The 14,685-nt window shown below is 69.0% G+C and carries 14 protein-coding genes and 1 tRNA gene; all 15 read right to left on the reverse strand.

Annotated features, from left to right (window positions below; all coding sequences use genetic code 11):
• Positions 1 to 74: 74 nt before the first annotated feature.
• Positions 75 to 1,091 carry a Gfo/Idh/MocA family protein gene (locus tag EAT49_RS09640; RefSeq protein ID WP_123642323.1) on the reverse strand — a complete coding sequence of 339 codons (1,017 nt, stop codon included), beginning with the start codon at positions 1,089 to 1,091 and terminating at the stop codon, positions 75 to 77.
• Positions 1,091 to 2,209, reverse strand: a complete 1,119-nt coding sequence (locus EAT49_RS09645) for a Gfo/Idh/MocA family protein (RefSeq protein ID WP_123642108.1) — start codon at positions 2,207 to 2,209, stop codon at positions 1,091 to 1,093. The genes EAT49_RS09640 and EAT49_RS09645 overlap by 1 nt, the downstream gene beginning before the upstream one ends.
• The gene (locus EAT49_RS09650; RefSeq protein ID WP_123642109.1) at positions 2,206 to 3,270 is read right to left on the reverse strand and encodes a Gfo/Idh/MocA family protein; all 1,065 of its coding nucleotides are present in this window, start codon (positions 3,268 to 3,270) and stop codon (positions 2,206 to 2,208) included. The genes EAT49_RS09645 and EAT49_RS09650 overlap by 4 nt, the downstream gene beginning before the upstream one ends.
• 14 nt (positions 3,271 to 3,284) lie before the next feature.
• The gene (locus EAT49_RS09655) at positions 3,285 to 4,238 is read right to left on the reverse strand and encodes an ABC transporter permease (protein WP_123642110.1); all 954 of its coding nucleotides are present in this window, start codon (positions 4,236 to 4,238) and stop codon (positions 3,285 to 3,287) included.
• On the reverse strand, positions 4,235 to 5,182 hold the full coding sequence (locus tag EAT49_RS09660; protein WP_123642111.1) for an ABC transporter permease: 948 nt from the start codon (positions 5,180 to 5,182) through the stop codon (positions 4,235 to 4,237). The genes EAT49_RS09655 and EAT49_RS09660 overlap by 4 nt, the downstream gene beginning before the upstream one ends.
• Positions 5,179 to 6,663 carry a sugar ABC transporter ATP-binding protein gene (locus EAT49_RS09665; protein WP_123642112.1) on the reverse strand — a complete coding sequence of 495 codons (1,485 nt, stop codon included), beginning with the start codon at positions 6,661 to 6,663 and terminating at the stop codon, positions 5,179 to 5,181. Before EAT49_RS09665 ends, EAT49_RS09660 begins: the two co-directional genes overlap by 4 nt.
• 108 nt (positions 6,664 to 6,771) lie before the next feature.
• Positions 6,772 to 7,791 (reverse strand): substrate-binding domain-containing protein, encoded by a 1,020-nt coding sequence (locus EAT49_RS09670; protein ID WP_123642113.1) that lies wholly within the window; start codon positions 7,789 to 7,791, stop codon positions 6,772 to 6,774.
• A 36-nt stretch (positions 7,792 to 7,827) separates the two neighbouring features.
• Complete coding sequence (locus tag EAT49_RS09675) at positions 7,828 to 8,742, reverse strand: sugar phosphate isomerase/epimerase family protein (RefSeq protein ID WP_123642114.1); 915 nt, start codon at positions 8,740 to 8,742, stop codon at positions 7,828 to 7,830.
• Positions 8,743 to 8,750: 8 nt separating this feature from the next.
• The gene (locus EAT49_RS09680; protein ID WP_123642115.1) at positions 8,751 to 9,899 is read right to left on the reverse strand and encodes a Gfo/Idh/MocA family protein; all 1,149 of its coding nucleotides are present in this window, start codon (positions 9,897 to 9,899) and stop codon (positions 8,751 to 8,753) included.
• Between the two features lie 44 nt (positions 9,900 to 9,943).
• On the reverse strand, positions 9,944 to 10,672 hold the full coding sequence (locus tag EAT49_RS09685; protein ID WP_123642116.1) for an SDR family NAD(P)-dependent oxidoreductase: 729 nt from the start codon (positions 10,670 to 10,672) through the stop codon (positions 9,944 to 9,946).
• A 54-nt stretch (positions 10,673 to 10,726) separates the two neighbouring features.
• Positions 10,727 to 11,593: a MurR/RpiR family transcriptional regulator gene (locus EAT49_RS09690; RefSeq protein WP_123642117.1), complete on the reverse strand. Its 867-nt coding sequence runs from the start codon at positions 11,591 to 11,593 to the stop codon at positions 10,727 to 10,729.
• Positions 11,590 to 12,369: an oxidoreductase gene (locus tag EAT49_RS09695; RefSeq protein WP_123642118.1), complete on the reverse strand. Its 780-nt coding sequence runs from the start codon at positions 12,367 to 12,369 to the stop codon at positions 11,590 to 11,592. The genes EAT49_RS09690 and EAT49_RS09695 overlap by 4 nt, the downstream gene beginning before the upstream one ends.
• A gap of 58 nt (positions 12,370 to 12,427) precedes the next feature.
• On the reverse strand, positions 12,428 to 12,901 hold the full coding sequence (locus EAT49_RS09700) for a DUF411 domain-containing protein (RefSeq protein WP_123642119.1): 474 nt from the start codon (positions 12,899 to 12,901) through the stop codon (positions 12,428 to 12,430).
• Positions 12,902 to 13,174: 273 nt separating this feature from the next.
• Positions 13,175 to 13,251: transfer RNA gene (locus tag EAT49_RS09705), tRNA-Arg, on the reverse strand.
• 49 nt (positions 13,252 to 13,300) lie between these two features.
• Positions 13,301 to 14,641: a sensor histidine kinase gene (locus EAT49_RS09710; protein ID WP_123642324.1), complete on the reverse strand. Its 1,341-nt coding sequence runs from the start codon at positions 14,639 to 14,641 to the stop codon at positions 13,301 to 13,303.
• Positions 14,642 to 14,685 lie beyond the last annotated feature (44 nt).

Below are 14,685 nucleotides of genomic sequence, written 5' to 3' on the forward strand. Positions count from 1 at the left end.
CGGCGACGCGGGCAGGAGCGAGGGGCCAGCCCCTCGCGCTCCCCGGGATATTTGAAGCCCAAAGAGAATGGGGGTCAGAGCGTCACGGGCCGGCCGCTGCGGATCGCCTCGTCGGCCGCGAGGCAGATGGCAAGCGACCGCACCGCGTCCTCCATGTGGCGGGAGAGGTCGCGGTTCTCGGTGATCGCGGCAAACATCCAGGCCTGCTCCGCGTCGCAGAGCGCCTGGTGGCCGGGTTCGTTCTCGAGGGCGATCAGCCGGTCGCCCTCGGGGCGATGGACCAGCAGGCCGCCGACCTTCGTATGGCCGTCGATATCGGCGCTCTCGCCCTTGTCGGCGTCGGTGATCGACACCGACCCGCCCGGGGAGATCACGTCCTTCACGAAGAACGCCGTCTCCGACATCATCGGCCCCCAGCCCGCCTCGTACCAGCCGACGGAGCCGTCCGCGAAGGTCACCTGCAACTGGCCGTAATTGTACATGTCGGGCGCGATCTCCTCCGAGAGGCGCAGTCCTATGCCCTGCACGCGGACAGGGGCGGCGTCGGTGATCTGGCACCAGACATCGACGTAATGGACCCCGCAATCCACGAGCGGCGAGGTGGTCTGCATGAGCGCCTTGTGGGTCTCCCACTCCGGCCCTCTCGACTGCTGGTTGAGGTTCATGCGGAACACGTAGGGGCCGCCCAGCGCGCGGGCCTCGGCGATCAGGCGCTGCCATGACGGATGGTGCCGCAGGATGTAGCCCACGCCCAGCTTGCGCCCGGTCTCCTGCGCCTTTTCCACCACCGCCCGCGCATCGGCCACGGTCGTGGCCAGCGGTTTCTCCACGAAGACATGGGCGCCCTGCTCCATCGCGCGGATGGCGAGTCCCGCGTGGCTGTCGGAGTAGGTCGCGATCACCACGAGATCCGGGTCCAGCGCCAGCCCCTCCTCCGCCGTGCGGAATTGCGGATAGCCCTCCAGCGCCTCGGGCAGGTCGGCGCGCGGCGATCGGTTGACGAGGCCCACGATCTCGCTGCCGGGATGCGCGTGATGGGCGAGCGCATGGCTGCGGCCCATGTTGCCGAGGCCGATGACCAGCGTGCGGATCACGGTGTGGCGCCAAGCATCTCGCGCACCTCGCCTAGCTTCATCTCGCGCCCGCCCTTGTCCGAGGCGATGGCGGCGAAGGTCAGCGCGAGGCTTTGCAGGTTCTCGCGCGCGCCGTTCACCGGCTCGCGGTCCTCCTCGATTGCGCATAGGAGTTCGCCCATCGCCCCGCGGAAGCCGTCGTTGAACCACGTGCCTTCCAGAACCGGCGTCGCCCGTCCCTCGGCGGTGGTCAGCGTCACCGATTGCGTGCCGAGATCGGCGCCGAGGCTGACAAGGCTGCCCTTCGTGCCCACGACATAGGTGTGATCGTGCGGCCCGTGGGGGGCCGCGCCGTCGAAGACGAGGCTGGCCTGCGCGCCGTCGAGCCGCACCAGCGCCTGCGCCAGCAAGGGCGGGCGTGCAGTCTGGCCGATGGCGCGGGTGGAGGAGGCGACCACCGACTGCACACGGCCGGGCGCGAGCGAGGTCACGAAGTCGAACCAGTGCACGCCGAAATCGTAAAGGATCAGGTCGTCGATCTTCTCGAAATCGGTGCCCTCGATCCAGCCGTGGTTCCAGGCGATGTTGCAGTGGACCGAGATCAGGTCGCCGATCAGCCCGGCCCGCACCGCCTGCCGTATCCACGCCATGTGCGGCGACCAGCGGCCGTTCTGGTTGATCGCGAGCTTGACACCCTTCTCGTCGGCCAGCTTCACCAGCCTTTCGCCGTCCTCGAGCCGGGTGACGAAGGGCTTCTGGCTCAGGACATGCTTGCCCGCCTCGAGCGCGGCCTCGATGATCGGGAGCCGGGCCTGCGGATAGGGCGTGATGTCCACCACGTCGATCGTGGGGTCCGCCAGCAGCGCGCGCCAGTCGTCGGTGGTCACCGCCTCCGGGTAGTATTTCGCGGCCTTGTCCTCGGCCTTCCTGAGCGTCCGGTTGGCGATGGCCACCACGTCCCAGCCCGCAGTGCGATAGGCGTCCAGATGGGAGGCGGAGATCCCGCCCGCGCCGATCAGCGCGATCCTCGGGCGGTAGCTCTTTGGCGCCGGGGGACGGTAGTCGATCGGAGGCGCATCGATCTCGGGCAGCTCCGCCGCCTTCAGGGCATAGGTGTCGGTGTCGACCTCGCTCATGGCAAGAGCTCCAGAGTGCGTTTCTCGATGCTCGAGCGCATCGCCGTGTCCACGATCCTTTGCGCCGTCAGACAGAGCGCGGGATCGAGCGGGCCTTCCATTGGCAAGCCCGCCTTGATCCGCCCGAGGACGTATTCGATGGCGTTCGTCTCGCCGGCTTTCAGCGGCTCCGCCGTGACCGCATGGGCCTCCGGCCGCGCGCGGGTCTGGAGCGTGACGTGATCGGCGTAGTCGTAGCTGGACAATGTTCCTTCGGTGCCCACGAAGACGAAGCCGCATTTCGGCTGCGGCTGGTGGGTCCATGGGTCGGTGAAGGTGCCCCAGCGGGTCTCCATCTTGGACAGGCCCTTCTCGTAGCGGCAGATGGTAATGGAATGCTGGTCGACCTCGATCCCCGGCGTCTCGTCCACGACGCAGGTCACCTCCAGAGGTGCCGCGCCATTCATGTACCAGGTGCCGAGCGTCGCGCCGTATCCGAGGTAGTCGAGCAGCGACCCGCCGCCTGCCTCCTTCTTGTACCACCAGGCGTCGGGCTTCTGGCGCTCCACCTCCTCGGGGGTGACCTCCACCTTGTCGGCGAGGTGGTAGAGCGGGCCGCGATTGCCGTCGTAGAAATGCACCTCGATCAGTTCGCCGATCTCGCCCGCCTCAATGAGGCCCTTGGCGGTGACGTGGCTCGCCACCCAGCGCAGGGGCCAGTTGATGGCCAGTGTCCGCCCGGTGCCCTCCATCGCGCGGATCATCCGGCGCGCGTCATCCGCCGAGGCGGCGAAGGGCTTCTCGACGAAGACATGGCAGCCATGGGGTGCGAGCCGCTCCGTCATCTCCGCATGACCGGCGGTGTTCACGCAGAGGATGGCCATGTCAGGCGCGGTGGCCATGGCCGCGTCGAAATCGGTGAAGACGCGGTCCTCGGGGATGCCGAACGTCTCCGCCGCGCCCTGCATCCTGGTCCGGTCAGGGTCCCAGATCGCGCAGATTTCGGCCTCGGGGTGATCCTGCACGCAGCGCAGCAGATCGCCCATATGCATGTGGTCGAAGGATATTCCGGCGATGCGCATGGGGGCCTCCCTGGCTAGCGGTCCGTCAGGCGGACGTAGATGGCGGTGACGACGAGGATGATCAGCCCGAAGAGCAGCACGCGCATCCCCTCGGGCATCCGCATGAGCGTCAGAAGCGTGTCGAGCACCCGCAGGATCAGCGCGCCGACGATGGTGCCCGCATAGCTGCCGCGCCCGCCGAAGATGGAGGTGCCGCCAATCACCGCGGCAGCGACCGAGGGCAACAGGAGCGGGTTCACGAGGCTCAGCGACGGCGCGCGGATGAGGCCGACGTAGAGCAGCCCCGCGATGCCCGCGACCAGCCCCGACAGCGTGTAGAGCAGCAGGTAGACCTGCCAGGCGCGGACGCCCGAGAGCCGCGCCGCCTCCTTGTTCGAGCCGATGGCATAGAGCGCGCGGCCAAAGCCGGTGCGGCTCTGGGCGTAGATCAGCAGCGCCGCGAAGGGCACGAAGATCAGCAGCGAGTTGGGAAAGCCCCAGGTCACGCCGGTGCCGAGCCAAGTCAGGAAGGGCGGCACCTCGGACCCCGTGGCGATGACGAAGCGCTGGTAGACCTGCAGGCATCCCGTGCCGATCAGGCCCGTGCCCAGCGACATGATGAGCGGGTGCACGTTGGCGAAGGCCACGCCGATGCCGTTTACCAGCCCGATCAGAAGCGCGGGGATCAGCGCCAGCAGGATGGCGGGGCCGGTCCCCACGACGGGCACCAGCGTAGCCATGACGAAGGCCGAAACAGTGGCCACCACGCCCGCCGAAAGGTCGATCCCGCCGGTATACATGGTGAAGGTCTGGCAGGCCGCGAGCATCGCCAGCGGGATCGCGAACTTCACCGTGTTGCCGATCCAGCGCTCGTTGAGGATGCCGGGGCGCATGAACTCCAGCACGCCCACGAGCAGCGCCAGCAGGATCAGGAGCGGGATCACGGGGTTGTCCCCGAGGAACCGGCCTATGCGGGCAAGCGCGCTCATGACCGCCTGCTCCGCAGGGCGAGAATGCCGCCCAGCATGACGACGCCCACCATGATCGTGCCCTCGACGATGGTGGTCACGTTCGGGTCGACCGAAGCCAGCGTCAGGTCCTGCCGGACCAGCCGCAGGATCAGCACCGCCAGCAGCGGGCCGACGAGGCCCCCGATCCCGCCGCCCAGTACCACGCCGCCCAGCACCGCGGCCGCGACGGCGGCCAGAAGGTAGGGTCCGGGGATCGGCTCTCCGATGCCGGTGGACATGGCCAGCGTTAGCCCGCCCATTGCCGAGAAGAGCCCGCAGATCGCGTAGGCCGCGATCCGGGTGCCCGCGATGTTCACGCCCGAGCGGTAGGCCGCGAGCGGGTCAGAGCCCACCGCATAGATCGCGAGGCCCAGTTTCGACCGGCGGATCGGAACCCAGACGATGGCGACACCCACGACGGCGAGGATCAGGGCATTGGGCACCCAGGGAAGCACCGATCCGCGGATCAGTTGCTGCAGCCAGGGGGCCACCTGCCCGCCCGGGGCGTTCAGGATCAGCAGGGCAACGCCCTCCCAGACATAGAGCATGGCGAGCGTCACGACGATGTCGGGCACCTTCGTCACCACGATCAGCGCGCCGTTGATCGCCCCCATGGCAAGGCCGATCCCCAGCACCAGGAAGACGACCCCGATGGAAGTGCCCACCCCTGCGCCCTCCATCAGCACGGCGGCGGTGACCGAGGCCACGGCCATCATGGAGGCCACTGAAAGGTCGATGCCGCCCACGAGGATCGCCACCGCCATGCCCGCCGTGGCGAAGGCGAAGGGCAGCGCCGCACGGGCGAGGCTCTCGAAGCCGGAGGCGCTGTAGGTCGGCTGGATCGCCTTGGTCACAAGGGCGAGCGCGAACAAGAGCCCGACGAGGCCCAGGACCCAGGCCTGGTTGCGAAGGACGCGGATCATGCGGCGCCCTCGGATGTCTGCAGTCCGTAGGCGGCGCGCATCAGGCGTTCGTCGGTGGCCTCCGCGGCCTCGATCACCTCGACCACGCGGCCCTTGAAGATGACGACGGCGCGGTCGCAGGCGCGGCGCACCTCCTCGAGTTCGGAGGTGTAGAACAGGACCGCGGCGCCCTGGTCTGCCAGCTCGCGGACGAGCGGGTAGATCTGGCCCTTGGTGCGGACGTCGATGCCGCGGGTGGGATCGAAAAGCAGAAGGGTTTCAACACCTTTCGCGAGCCATCGGCCGATGGTGACCTTCTGCTGGTTGCCGCCGGAGAGCCTCTGCACCTCGCCCTGGGCGCGGGTGTCGATCTGAAGCCGCTCGATGGCCGCGGCGACCTTCTCGGCCTCGGCGCGCATCCCGATGGGCCCCCAGCGGCCCATGCGGGCGGTCAGCGGCAGGGCGATGTTCTCCCGCACGGACCGGCCCGCGAGCAGGGCATGGGCGCGGTCGCCGGGGACGTAGGTCAGGCCCGCGGCGATGGCGTCGGCAGGGTGGCGGAAGCGGCGCGGCGCGCCGTCCACCTCCAGCGTCCCACGGTCGGCGGGGCGGAAACCTGCAAGAATGTCAAAGAGTTCGTCCTGCCCCTGCCCTTCCAGCGCGACAACGCCCAGAACCTCGCCCGGGTGCAGATCGAAGCTCACGTCCTCGAGGGCCGTGCCCGCTGCCAGCCCCCTCGCCCTCAGCCGCGGCTTCCCCGCAGGCCGGGCTTCGGCCCCGCGCGGGGCGGGTTCCGACGACGTCAACGCGGTCCCCAGCATCATCTCCACGATGCGGTCCTCGACGCCCGGCTCGATGGGCACGTCGCCCACGGTATGGCCGTCGCGCAGGACAGAGGCGCGGTCGCAGAGCTGGGCGATCTCGGTGAAGCGGTGGCTGATGTAGATGACGGCTATTCCGTTATCTGCCTGATATCGCACGGTTTTCAGGACGCGCTCCACGAGGTTCGTGGGCAGCGCGGCGGTCATTTCATCGAGCATCAGCACCTTCGGTTCCGCGGCGAGGGCGCGGGCGAGATCGAGGATACGCAGGGTCGCGAGCGGCAGGCGTCCGGCCGTCTCGGACAGGTCCAGCGACTCGATGCCAAGCTCGCGAGTCCAGTGCAGGAACGGGTCCACCGGCGTATCGCCGAGGCGCAGGTTGTCGCGGACAGTGAGGTCCGGGATCAGCGCAGGCTCCTGATAAACGGGCACGATTCCCGCGCGGCGGGCGGCTGCGGGCGAGGAGATCGTGCTGTCGGTCCCGTCGATGCGGACGGTTCCCGCGTCGCGTTTCAGGGCACCTGTCAGGATCTTGACGAAGGTCGACTTGCCCGCGCCGTTGGCGCCCATCAGGGCCACGACCTCGCCTGCATGCACCGTCAGCGCGGCGTCGGACAGGGCGGTGACCGCGCCGAAACGCTTCGCGACGCCGGAAGCGTCGAGGACCGGTTGGGGCGTCATTCCGCTCGAAACCTCCGTGATGCAGGGCGTGCACAGCGCGTGCACAACCCGTGCACCGCCCGACGGGCGAGTGCCGCCCCGGACCGGGTCCGGGGCGGCGTCGTTGCCTCAGCTTTCGCCGGGGCCGTTGCAGGCGATGATCTCTTCCATCGTGTAGGTGGTGAAGCCGGGGATGGTCACCGAGACCGGCCATTCGGGGTCGAGGTTCGGGTTCTGCGCCGCCTCGATGTTGGCCATGCCCTCCTCGGTGTTGTTCGCCCAGATCTCGGGCTGGACGAGCACGATGCGATCCTCGGGCGGATTGCCCTCGAGGATGTCGAGGGCCACCGCCACGCCCGCTCCGCCGATGGAGCCGGGGTTGGTCACCGCGGCCCCGACGAGGCCGTCGACCGTGGCGAGCTGCTGGACGAAGCCCGCGTTGTCGGCGCCCACGATCGGCACCAGCGGGGTGCCAGACTCGAGGAAGGCGTCGACGATCACGTTGTCGATGCCGGAGGTCCAGACGCCGTCGAAGGGAATGCCCGTCGAGATGAAGTCGAGGATCTGCTGCTTGCCCTGGTCCTGCTGCCAGCCGGTGAAGACCTCGTGCACCACGTTGATGTCGGGGTGCTCCTCCAGCGCGCGCTGGAAGCCCGCGTTGCGGTCGTCGTCGGCGGCGGCACCGGCGGCGCCGCGCATGTAGACCACGTCACCCGATCCGCCGAGTTCCTCGAAGAGCCACTTGGCGCCGATGTAGCCGTATTCCTCCTGGTTGTTGGAGACGACATAGGCGGCCTCCGCCCCCACGCCCTGGTCGACGGCAACCACGACGATGTCGCGTTCGGCGGCTTCCTCGATGGCGGAGTTCAGCGCGTCGGGGCTGGCGGGGTTCAGCACGATGGCATCCACCCCGGCCTCGATCAGGTTGCGCAGATCCTCGAGCTGGCCCGCGGCATCGGTGTTGCGGTGGGCGATGTTCAGGCTCTCGACCATGCCGCTGTCGGCGGCCTGGGCCTTCATCGCGCAGATCATCTCCTCGCGCCAGCCGTTGCCCTGGACGGTGTTGGAGATGCCCATGGTGTAGTCCTGGGCATGGGCCGTCCCGGCGACGAGCGCCATCGCGGCGGCCGTATACAGAATGCGCTTCATTGATATCCTCCCTATGGATTGGTCTTCTCTAGCGCCTCACTTGACGTATGGAGCGAGGACATCCCGCGCGAGCAGGAAGCCCCGCATGACCTTTTCGTCCGATCCCTCGAACATCCGGTCCTCGTGCTCGATGATCATCGGCCCGTCGTAGCCGATCCGGTAGAGCCCGCCGAAGACCTCCGACCAGTCGACGTCCCCGAGGCCGCAGAGACGCGGAATCTGCCAGCCCATGCCGGCCGACATGATGCCGTTCTCGTAGAGACCGTCCCGGTCTATCTCGAGGTCCTTGGCATGGGCATGGGCGATCCTGGACCCGAATTCCTTGATGAACCGGGTCTGGTCGATCATCTGCCAGACGAGGTGCGAGGGATCGTAGTTCATCCCCACGCCCTCCGGCCATTTGTCGAAGATGCGCCGCCAGGTCCTGGGCGAGTATGCGATGTTGTGTCCGCCCGGCCATTCGTCATGGCTGAAGATCATCGGGCAGTTCTCGAAGCAGAGCGTCACGCCATGATCGCGGGCATGGGCCACGATGTCGGGGAAAATCCGTTCCGCCCGCGCCCAGTTCTCGTCGAGATTGAGGTCGCGCTGGCCGCCCATGAAGGTGTTGACGACCGAGACGCCGAGCTTCGGCGCGGCTGCGATCACCAGCTTGAGGTGCGACAGCGACGCCTCGCGCACCGCCTCGTCCTGATGCAGCGGGTTCGGGTAATAGCCGAGGCCGGATATCTCGATCCCCTTCCCCCCGAGCATGTCCCTGATCTCGCCGGCCTCTCCGTCGGAGAGGTTTTCGACGTCGATATGGCTGGTGCCGGCATAGCGCCGCTTCTCGCCGCCCGACCGCGGCCAGCAGGCGACCTCGAGCGCGGTCATGTCGGCGCTCGCCGTCCAGTCGGCGACCTGTTCCAGCGTCCAGTCCTCGAAGGGAACGGTCAGAAGGCCCAGTTTCATGTCGTCTCCTATCCGATCTTGACCCAGGACGAGGACTTCGCGCTTTCCAGCACGGCCTCGCAGAAGAGCATTTCGAAATGGCCGTCCTCGAAGGTGGCCCAGGTGGAGCCGGCCTGCCGTCCACCCGCGAGAACATCGCCGTAGACCTGCCGGAAGAGGGCGAAGAACGTGTCGGCGAAGCCCTCCACATGGCCCGGCGGCAGGCTCGCAGCGGCGGTGCCCGTGGCGTTCATCAGGCCGAAGTCGCGCTGCAGGATCTGGTTCGGCGCGTCGCGGTGCCCGATGAAGAGGTGGTCGGGCGTTTCCGAATACCACGAGGCGGAGGTATCGGACCCGGCGATGTCCCACAGGAGCGAGTTCTTGCGGCCGATGTTGACCTGGCTGATCGTTACCGTGCCGCGCGCGCCTGAGGGATAGCGCAGCAGGATCTGGGCGGTGTCGTCCGTTTCGATATGGGTGGGGATCGTCTCTCCCGCCGCGGCGGAGAAGGTGGCGACGGGACCGGCGGGGCGCCGGCGCTCCGGCAGGAAGGTTGTGAGTTCGGCCAGAACCTCGGCGGGCTTCTCGCCAAGGATGAAGCTGGTGAGGTCCACCCAATGGGTGCCGATGTCGCCCACCGCGCGCAGGGCGCCGCCCGCCTCGGGCAGGAGGCGCCAGTTCCAGTCGGTCTCCTTCGCCAGCCAGTCCTGGTGGTAATGGCCGGTGACGAAGCGGGTGCGGCCGATGCCGCCGTCGGCCACCATGCGGTGCGCGTGCTGGTTCAGCGGATAGAAGCGGATGTTGTAGCAGACGGCGGCGACCTTGCCGGCCTTGCGGGCGATCTCCACCATCTCGGCGGATTCGGCGGAGGTCATCGACAGGGGCTTTTCGCAGACGACGTGCTTGCCGCCCTCGAGGAGCGCCTTCACCTGCGCGTAATGGGCGTGGTTTGGCGAGGTGACGTGGACGATATCGACAGAAGGGTCGGCGATGATCTCCTCGAGGCTGCCATAGGCCCTGGGCGCGCCCATGGCGCGGGCGCCTTCGGCCCCGCGCTCCGGGCTCGAGCCCAGCACGCCGCGCAGCTGCGCGCCGAGGCGGCGGATCGCCCAAGTGTGCACGCCGCCGATGAAACCGGTGCCGATGACGGCGACGCCGAGTTCGGACACATGCGCCATGTTACCTCCCTTGCCCCGTACCCGGGATCTTCTGCCGACCACACTCAGACAACCGAATAGCCCCCGTCAACGGCGATACAGGTCCCGGTCAGGAAAGCGGAGGCGTCTGACGCGAGGAAAAGCGCGGTCCCGACGATGTCCTCGGGCTCGCCCCAGCGGGCGGCGGGAGTCCGGGCGGTGACGCTGGCCACATGGTCGGGCGACTGGCGGGACCGGGCGGATTGCTCTGTCACGATGAAGCCGGGGGCGATGGCGTTCACGCGGATGCCATCGGGCGCCCAGGCGATGGCGAGCGACCTGGTGAGCTGCTCGACGGCGGCCTTGGAGGCGCCGTAGGCCGGGTTCTGCGGGCTGCCGAAACGGGCGTACATCGAGGCGAGGTTGACGATGCGGCCGCGGCGCGCGGCCAGCGCGGGCCGGAGCGCGGCGGCGGTGCGGAAGCTGCCGGTGAGGTTGATGTCCACCACCGTGGAGAAGAAGTCCGGGGCCATCTCCTCGCCGCGCCGGGTGATGGCGGCGCAGTTCACCAGTACGTCGAGTTCGGGGAAACCGGCGGCCAGCGCCTCCACCGCCGGCGTGTCGCGCACGTCGAGGCGGCGGTAGGGAAAGCGGTCGCGATCCGCCTCGGCGGGCGCGTCCTCGGCGCCGGTGATGGTGACGGAGGCGCCGGCGTCCTGGAAGGCGCGGGCGATGGCGGCGCCGATGCCGGCCCGGCTTGCGCCGATCACCAGCACCTCGGACCCCGAAAAATCGAAGTGCGCGGTTGCGGTCATGTCTCCTCCTGCGCCCGATCCTGAGCCGGACCCGACCCCGATGCAACAGGATTTTCAGTCGGTGGACTTTTGGTTAATCGCATCCGTTCCCAGCCTGCGGCCGAGGCTGACGATCAGCGATTGCGTGACGACGAGGGCAGGCACCTGGCTGCGGAAATGCCCGAGACGGGCCTCGGGCACATAGACGACATGGGTGGCGAGCGGCGCCACGGGGCTGAGCTCGTTGTCGGTGATGGCGATGACGGGGTGCCCGGCCTCCGCCGCGCGGCGGGCGGTTTCCACGGTCTCGGGCGTGTAGTCGTCGAAGGTCAGGACGAGGGCCGCGTCGCCCGGCCCCATGGCGGCGACCTGTTCGGCGCGCATGGCGCCGAGATTGTCGAGGAGATGCGCGCGTTTGCCCACCCCGGCAAGACCGTAGAGCGCATAGGCGCCGATCCCGAACGCCCCGCGCGCGGCGGCGACATGGACGGCGGGAGCCTCGGCCAGGGTCGCGACACAGGCGGAGAGCGCGGCGCGGTCGAGCGTCTCCTCTATGCGGACGAGGGAGGTCACCGCGGCCTCGACGAAGCGCGTGAAGACCCGGTCGGGACTGTCGAGATCCGAATCGGCGAGGGGCGCGGCACCTCGGTCCGTCAGGGCGCCCACCCGCTCGGCAAAGCCGGGACGCGGGCCGAGCAGGCGCTCGCGGAACACGGCCTGGAGGTCGGCAAATCCGGCAAACCCCATCTCCTTGGCGAAGCGGGTGACGGTGACGGGCGGCACCTCTGCGGCGCGGGCGAGCGCGGCGATGCCGCTGACGGCGACCTCCTCGGGATGGTTGAGGCAGAATTGCGCGACCTGTGCGAGGCGCGGGCTGAGCCCGCCCTGCCGGGCCTTCAGCGCCGCGCGCAGGGCCTCGTAGTCGGCGGGCGGCGCTGTCATGGCGGCGAGCCCGCCACCCAGTATTCCAGGTCGAGCGCCATGCCCGTCATCGGCCGCGACGCGTCGGACAGAAGCCAGACCGCCAGCCGCCCCGCCTCGCCGGCCTCCACCAGGCGGCCCGCGGGCCGGGTCGCGGCGGCTTCGGCCAGCCAGTCCGGCCCCTTGCCCAGGACGACGGACTGCATGTGGTGCTCGGCCTCGGTGGCGACCCAGCCGAGGTTGATTCCGTTCACACGGATCAGGTCGGCCATGTGCGCATTGGCGGCGTTCTTCGTCAGGGTGGAGAGCGCGCCCTTGCTGCCCGAATAGACCGCGAGATCGGGCAGCCCCACATGGGCGTTGACCGACAGGATGTTGACGATCGAGCCCGCCGCGCCGCGCGCGCGCATGTCGCGCACGGCCTCCTGCATCAGGAAGAAGGGCGCGCGACCGTTGACCGCGAAGAGGTGATCCCAGGTCTCGGGCATGGCGTCGGCCAGACCGGCCCGGGTGGTCAGGCCCGCCGCGTTCACCAGCCCGTCGATCCGGCCGAAGCGAGCGCGGGCATCGGCCGCGACCCGGGCGGGGGCGGCGGCGTCCGACAGATCGGCAACGACGGTCGCGATCTCCGCGCCGAGGGCGGAAAGTTCTGCAGCCACGCCGGACAGTCCGGCGTCGTCGATATCCGTCAGGCAGAGGCGTCCGCCGGCCCGTGCCGCTTCTGCCGCGATCGCTGCGCCGATACCGCTGGCCGCGCCGGTGATCACCACCGCGCGGCCGTCGAGACGTACTTCCATGGCGTCCTCCCTCGGCCCCGATTTGGAGCGGCAGGGCGGCGGCGGGTCAAGGGGCGCGTCAGGCGGCGGCGTAACTCGCGAAGACCGAGGACGTGCCGCCAGGGCCGATCAGCACGACCTCATAGGCGTCGCGCCGGTCCTCGGGCCCCATGCCGGGAGAGCCGAAAGGCATCCCCGGAACGCTGAGACCGATGGCCTGGGGGCGCTCGGCCAGCAGGCGGCGGATGTCCGCGGGCGGAACGTGGCCCTCGATGGCGTAACCGTCGATCAGCCCGGTATGACAGGAGACCAGCGCCCGGGGAATGCGCGCCTCGAGCTTGCGGCGCATCATCTCGGCGGGGGGCACCTCTTCGATCGTGATCGCGAAGCCGTCCTCGCGCAGGATCGCCACCCAGGCGTCGCAGCAGCCGCAGTTCGGGTCCTTCAGCACATGCATCGGCGGGAGCGCCGGCGCCGCGACGGCGCCCAGCGGAAGCGCCGCGGCGGAGGCGGCGAGGCCGAGAAGCAGGCTGCGGCGGCGGATGGCGGTCATCGGCAAGGGTCCTTCCCGGAGCAGAGGATCGGGGGCGAGACTACAGGACAGGTCGGCTCCAGGCAAACGACGGCAGCGGCCGGAGGATCGCCGCAGACCCTGCCGGACCTGCGATGCCGGCCACGTTGCTTCGCATCGAGGAAGGCTCGTCGGCTTGCGCCAGTCCCTCCTCGCGGGCCTGCCTTGCCACTCGCGCACCGGATCCGGCGACGAGGATCAACGACGCTCGGCAAGGACCGGCGTCGGCTCATCGAGGCGGATCACGGGGGAGTATGGCGCGCTGGGGAGGATTCGAACCCCCGACCCCCTGATTCGTAGTCAGGTACTCTATCCAACTGAGCTACCAGCGCGCGGGTGAGGCGGATGTATCGCCCGGGGATCGGGGATGCAAGGGGGCTGTCAGGCGGCGAGGCTCGCGTGATCCTTGGGAAGGCGGATCATGAACTGGGTCCCTCCCGGCCCGGTGTGGCGCAGGTCGAGCACCCCGCCGTGGCCGCGGATCAGCTCCTGCGAGATCACGAGGCCCAGGCCCGAGCCGCCCTTGCGCGCCCCGCCCTGGAACGGCTTGAAGAGATGCTCCTGCGCGCGCGGCGGCAGGCCGGGGCCGGTGTCGGTCACGGTGATCCACCAGGCGTCGTCATCCTCTCCGGCGGAGAGGCAGATCTCGCCGGGCTCCCCCGTGGCGACGATGGCCTGCCGCGCGTTCCGCACGAGGTTCGACAGAACGCGGTAGAGCTGCTCGGGATCGGCGCGCAGCGTAAAGGTCGCGGGAATGTCCTCGGAAAAGCTGAGGTCGTGCTCCCCCGCCGCGAGACGTTCGCTGTCGATCACGTCGGACACGAACTGGGCGAGGTTCACCCGACTCATTGCCGGTGTCGGCTCCTCGACCCGGCCGAAAGCCAGGGTGGTCTCGCAGAGGGTCACGGCACGGGTGATGGAATTGACGAGCTTCGGGGCCATGCGTTTGACCAGCGGGTCGTCGGAATCCTCCAGCCTGTCGGTGAAGAGCTGCGCGGAGGTGAGGATGTTGCGCAGGTCGTGGCTGATCTTCGAGACGGCGACACCGAGCTGCGCCAACCGGTCCTTCTGGCGCAGGGCCGCGGTCAGCTCCGTCTGCATGGAGGCGAGCGCGTCCTCCGCCTCGCGCAGCTCGCGAACGCCCGCGGTCGGGGTGATGATGCGGCGCGCGTCCTCGGGCGCCTCGGCGTAGCGCTGCATGGAGGCCACCACCGTCTTGATCGGTTTCACGAGGATCGCCCGCACCGCGAAGAAGAGCAGCGCGGCGGTCAGCGACGAAATGATCGCCGAGAGGGCGAGGATGCGCAGCCCGTAGTCGATCATGGCCGTCCGCAGCGGGGCCGAATCGAGCGTCACCTCGATCAGTTCGCCGCCTTCCCGCACCGGCTCGCCGATCACGCGGATGATGCGCTGCTGCGAATCCAGCAGGCGCATCATGGCGTCGCGGATGAGGACCCAGCCGCTCGCGTCACGCAGATCGTAGGTGGCGTCGATGTGGCCCGGGATCGGCGAGGACAGGATCAGCTGGCGCACCTCGTCGCGCCGGAGCACCACGTTGAGCACGTCGGCATTGTCGAGAAGCTCTCTCTCGAGTTCGGGCGAGAGCATGTCGTCGGCGAGGAGTGCGAGGGAGGCGAGCTGCGCCCGCTCCAGCCGCTGGAGCAGGTAATCCTCGCGGAAGCGCGCCACCGACGGAACGAAGATCAGCACCTCCGCCAGCATGACGAAGAGCACCGTCAGGATCAGGAACCGCCCGCTCAGCGAGT

This window comes from Histidinibacterium lentulum (genome assembly GCF_003789055.1).
Taxonomy (GTDB): Bacteria; Pseudomonadota; Alphaproteobacteria; order Rhodobacterales; family Rhodobacteraceae; genus Oceanicola; species Oceanicola lentulus.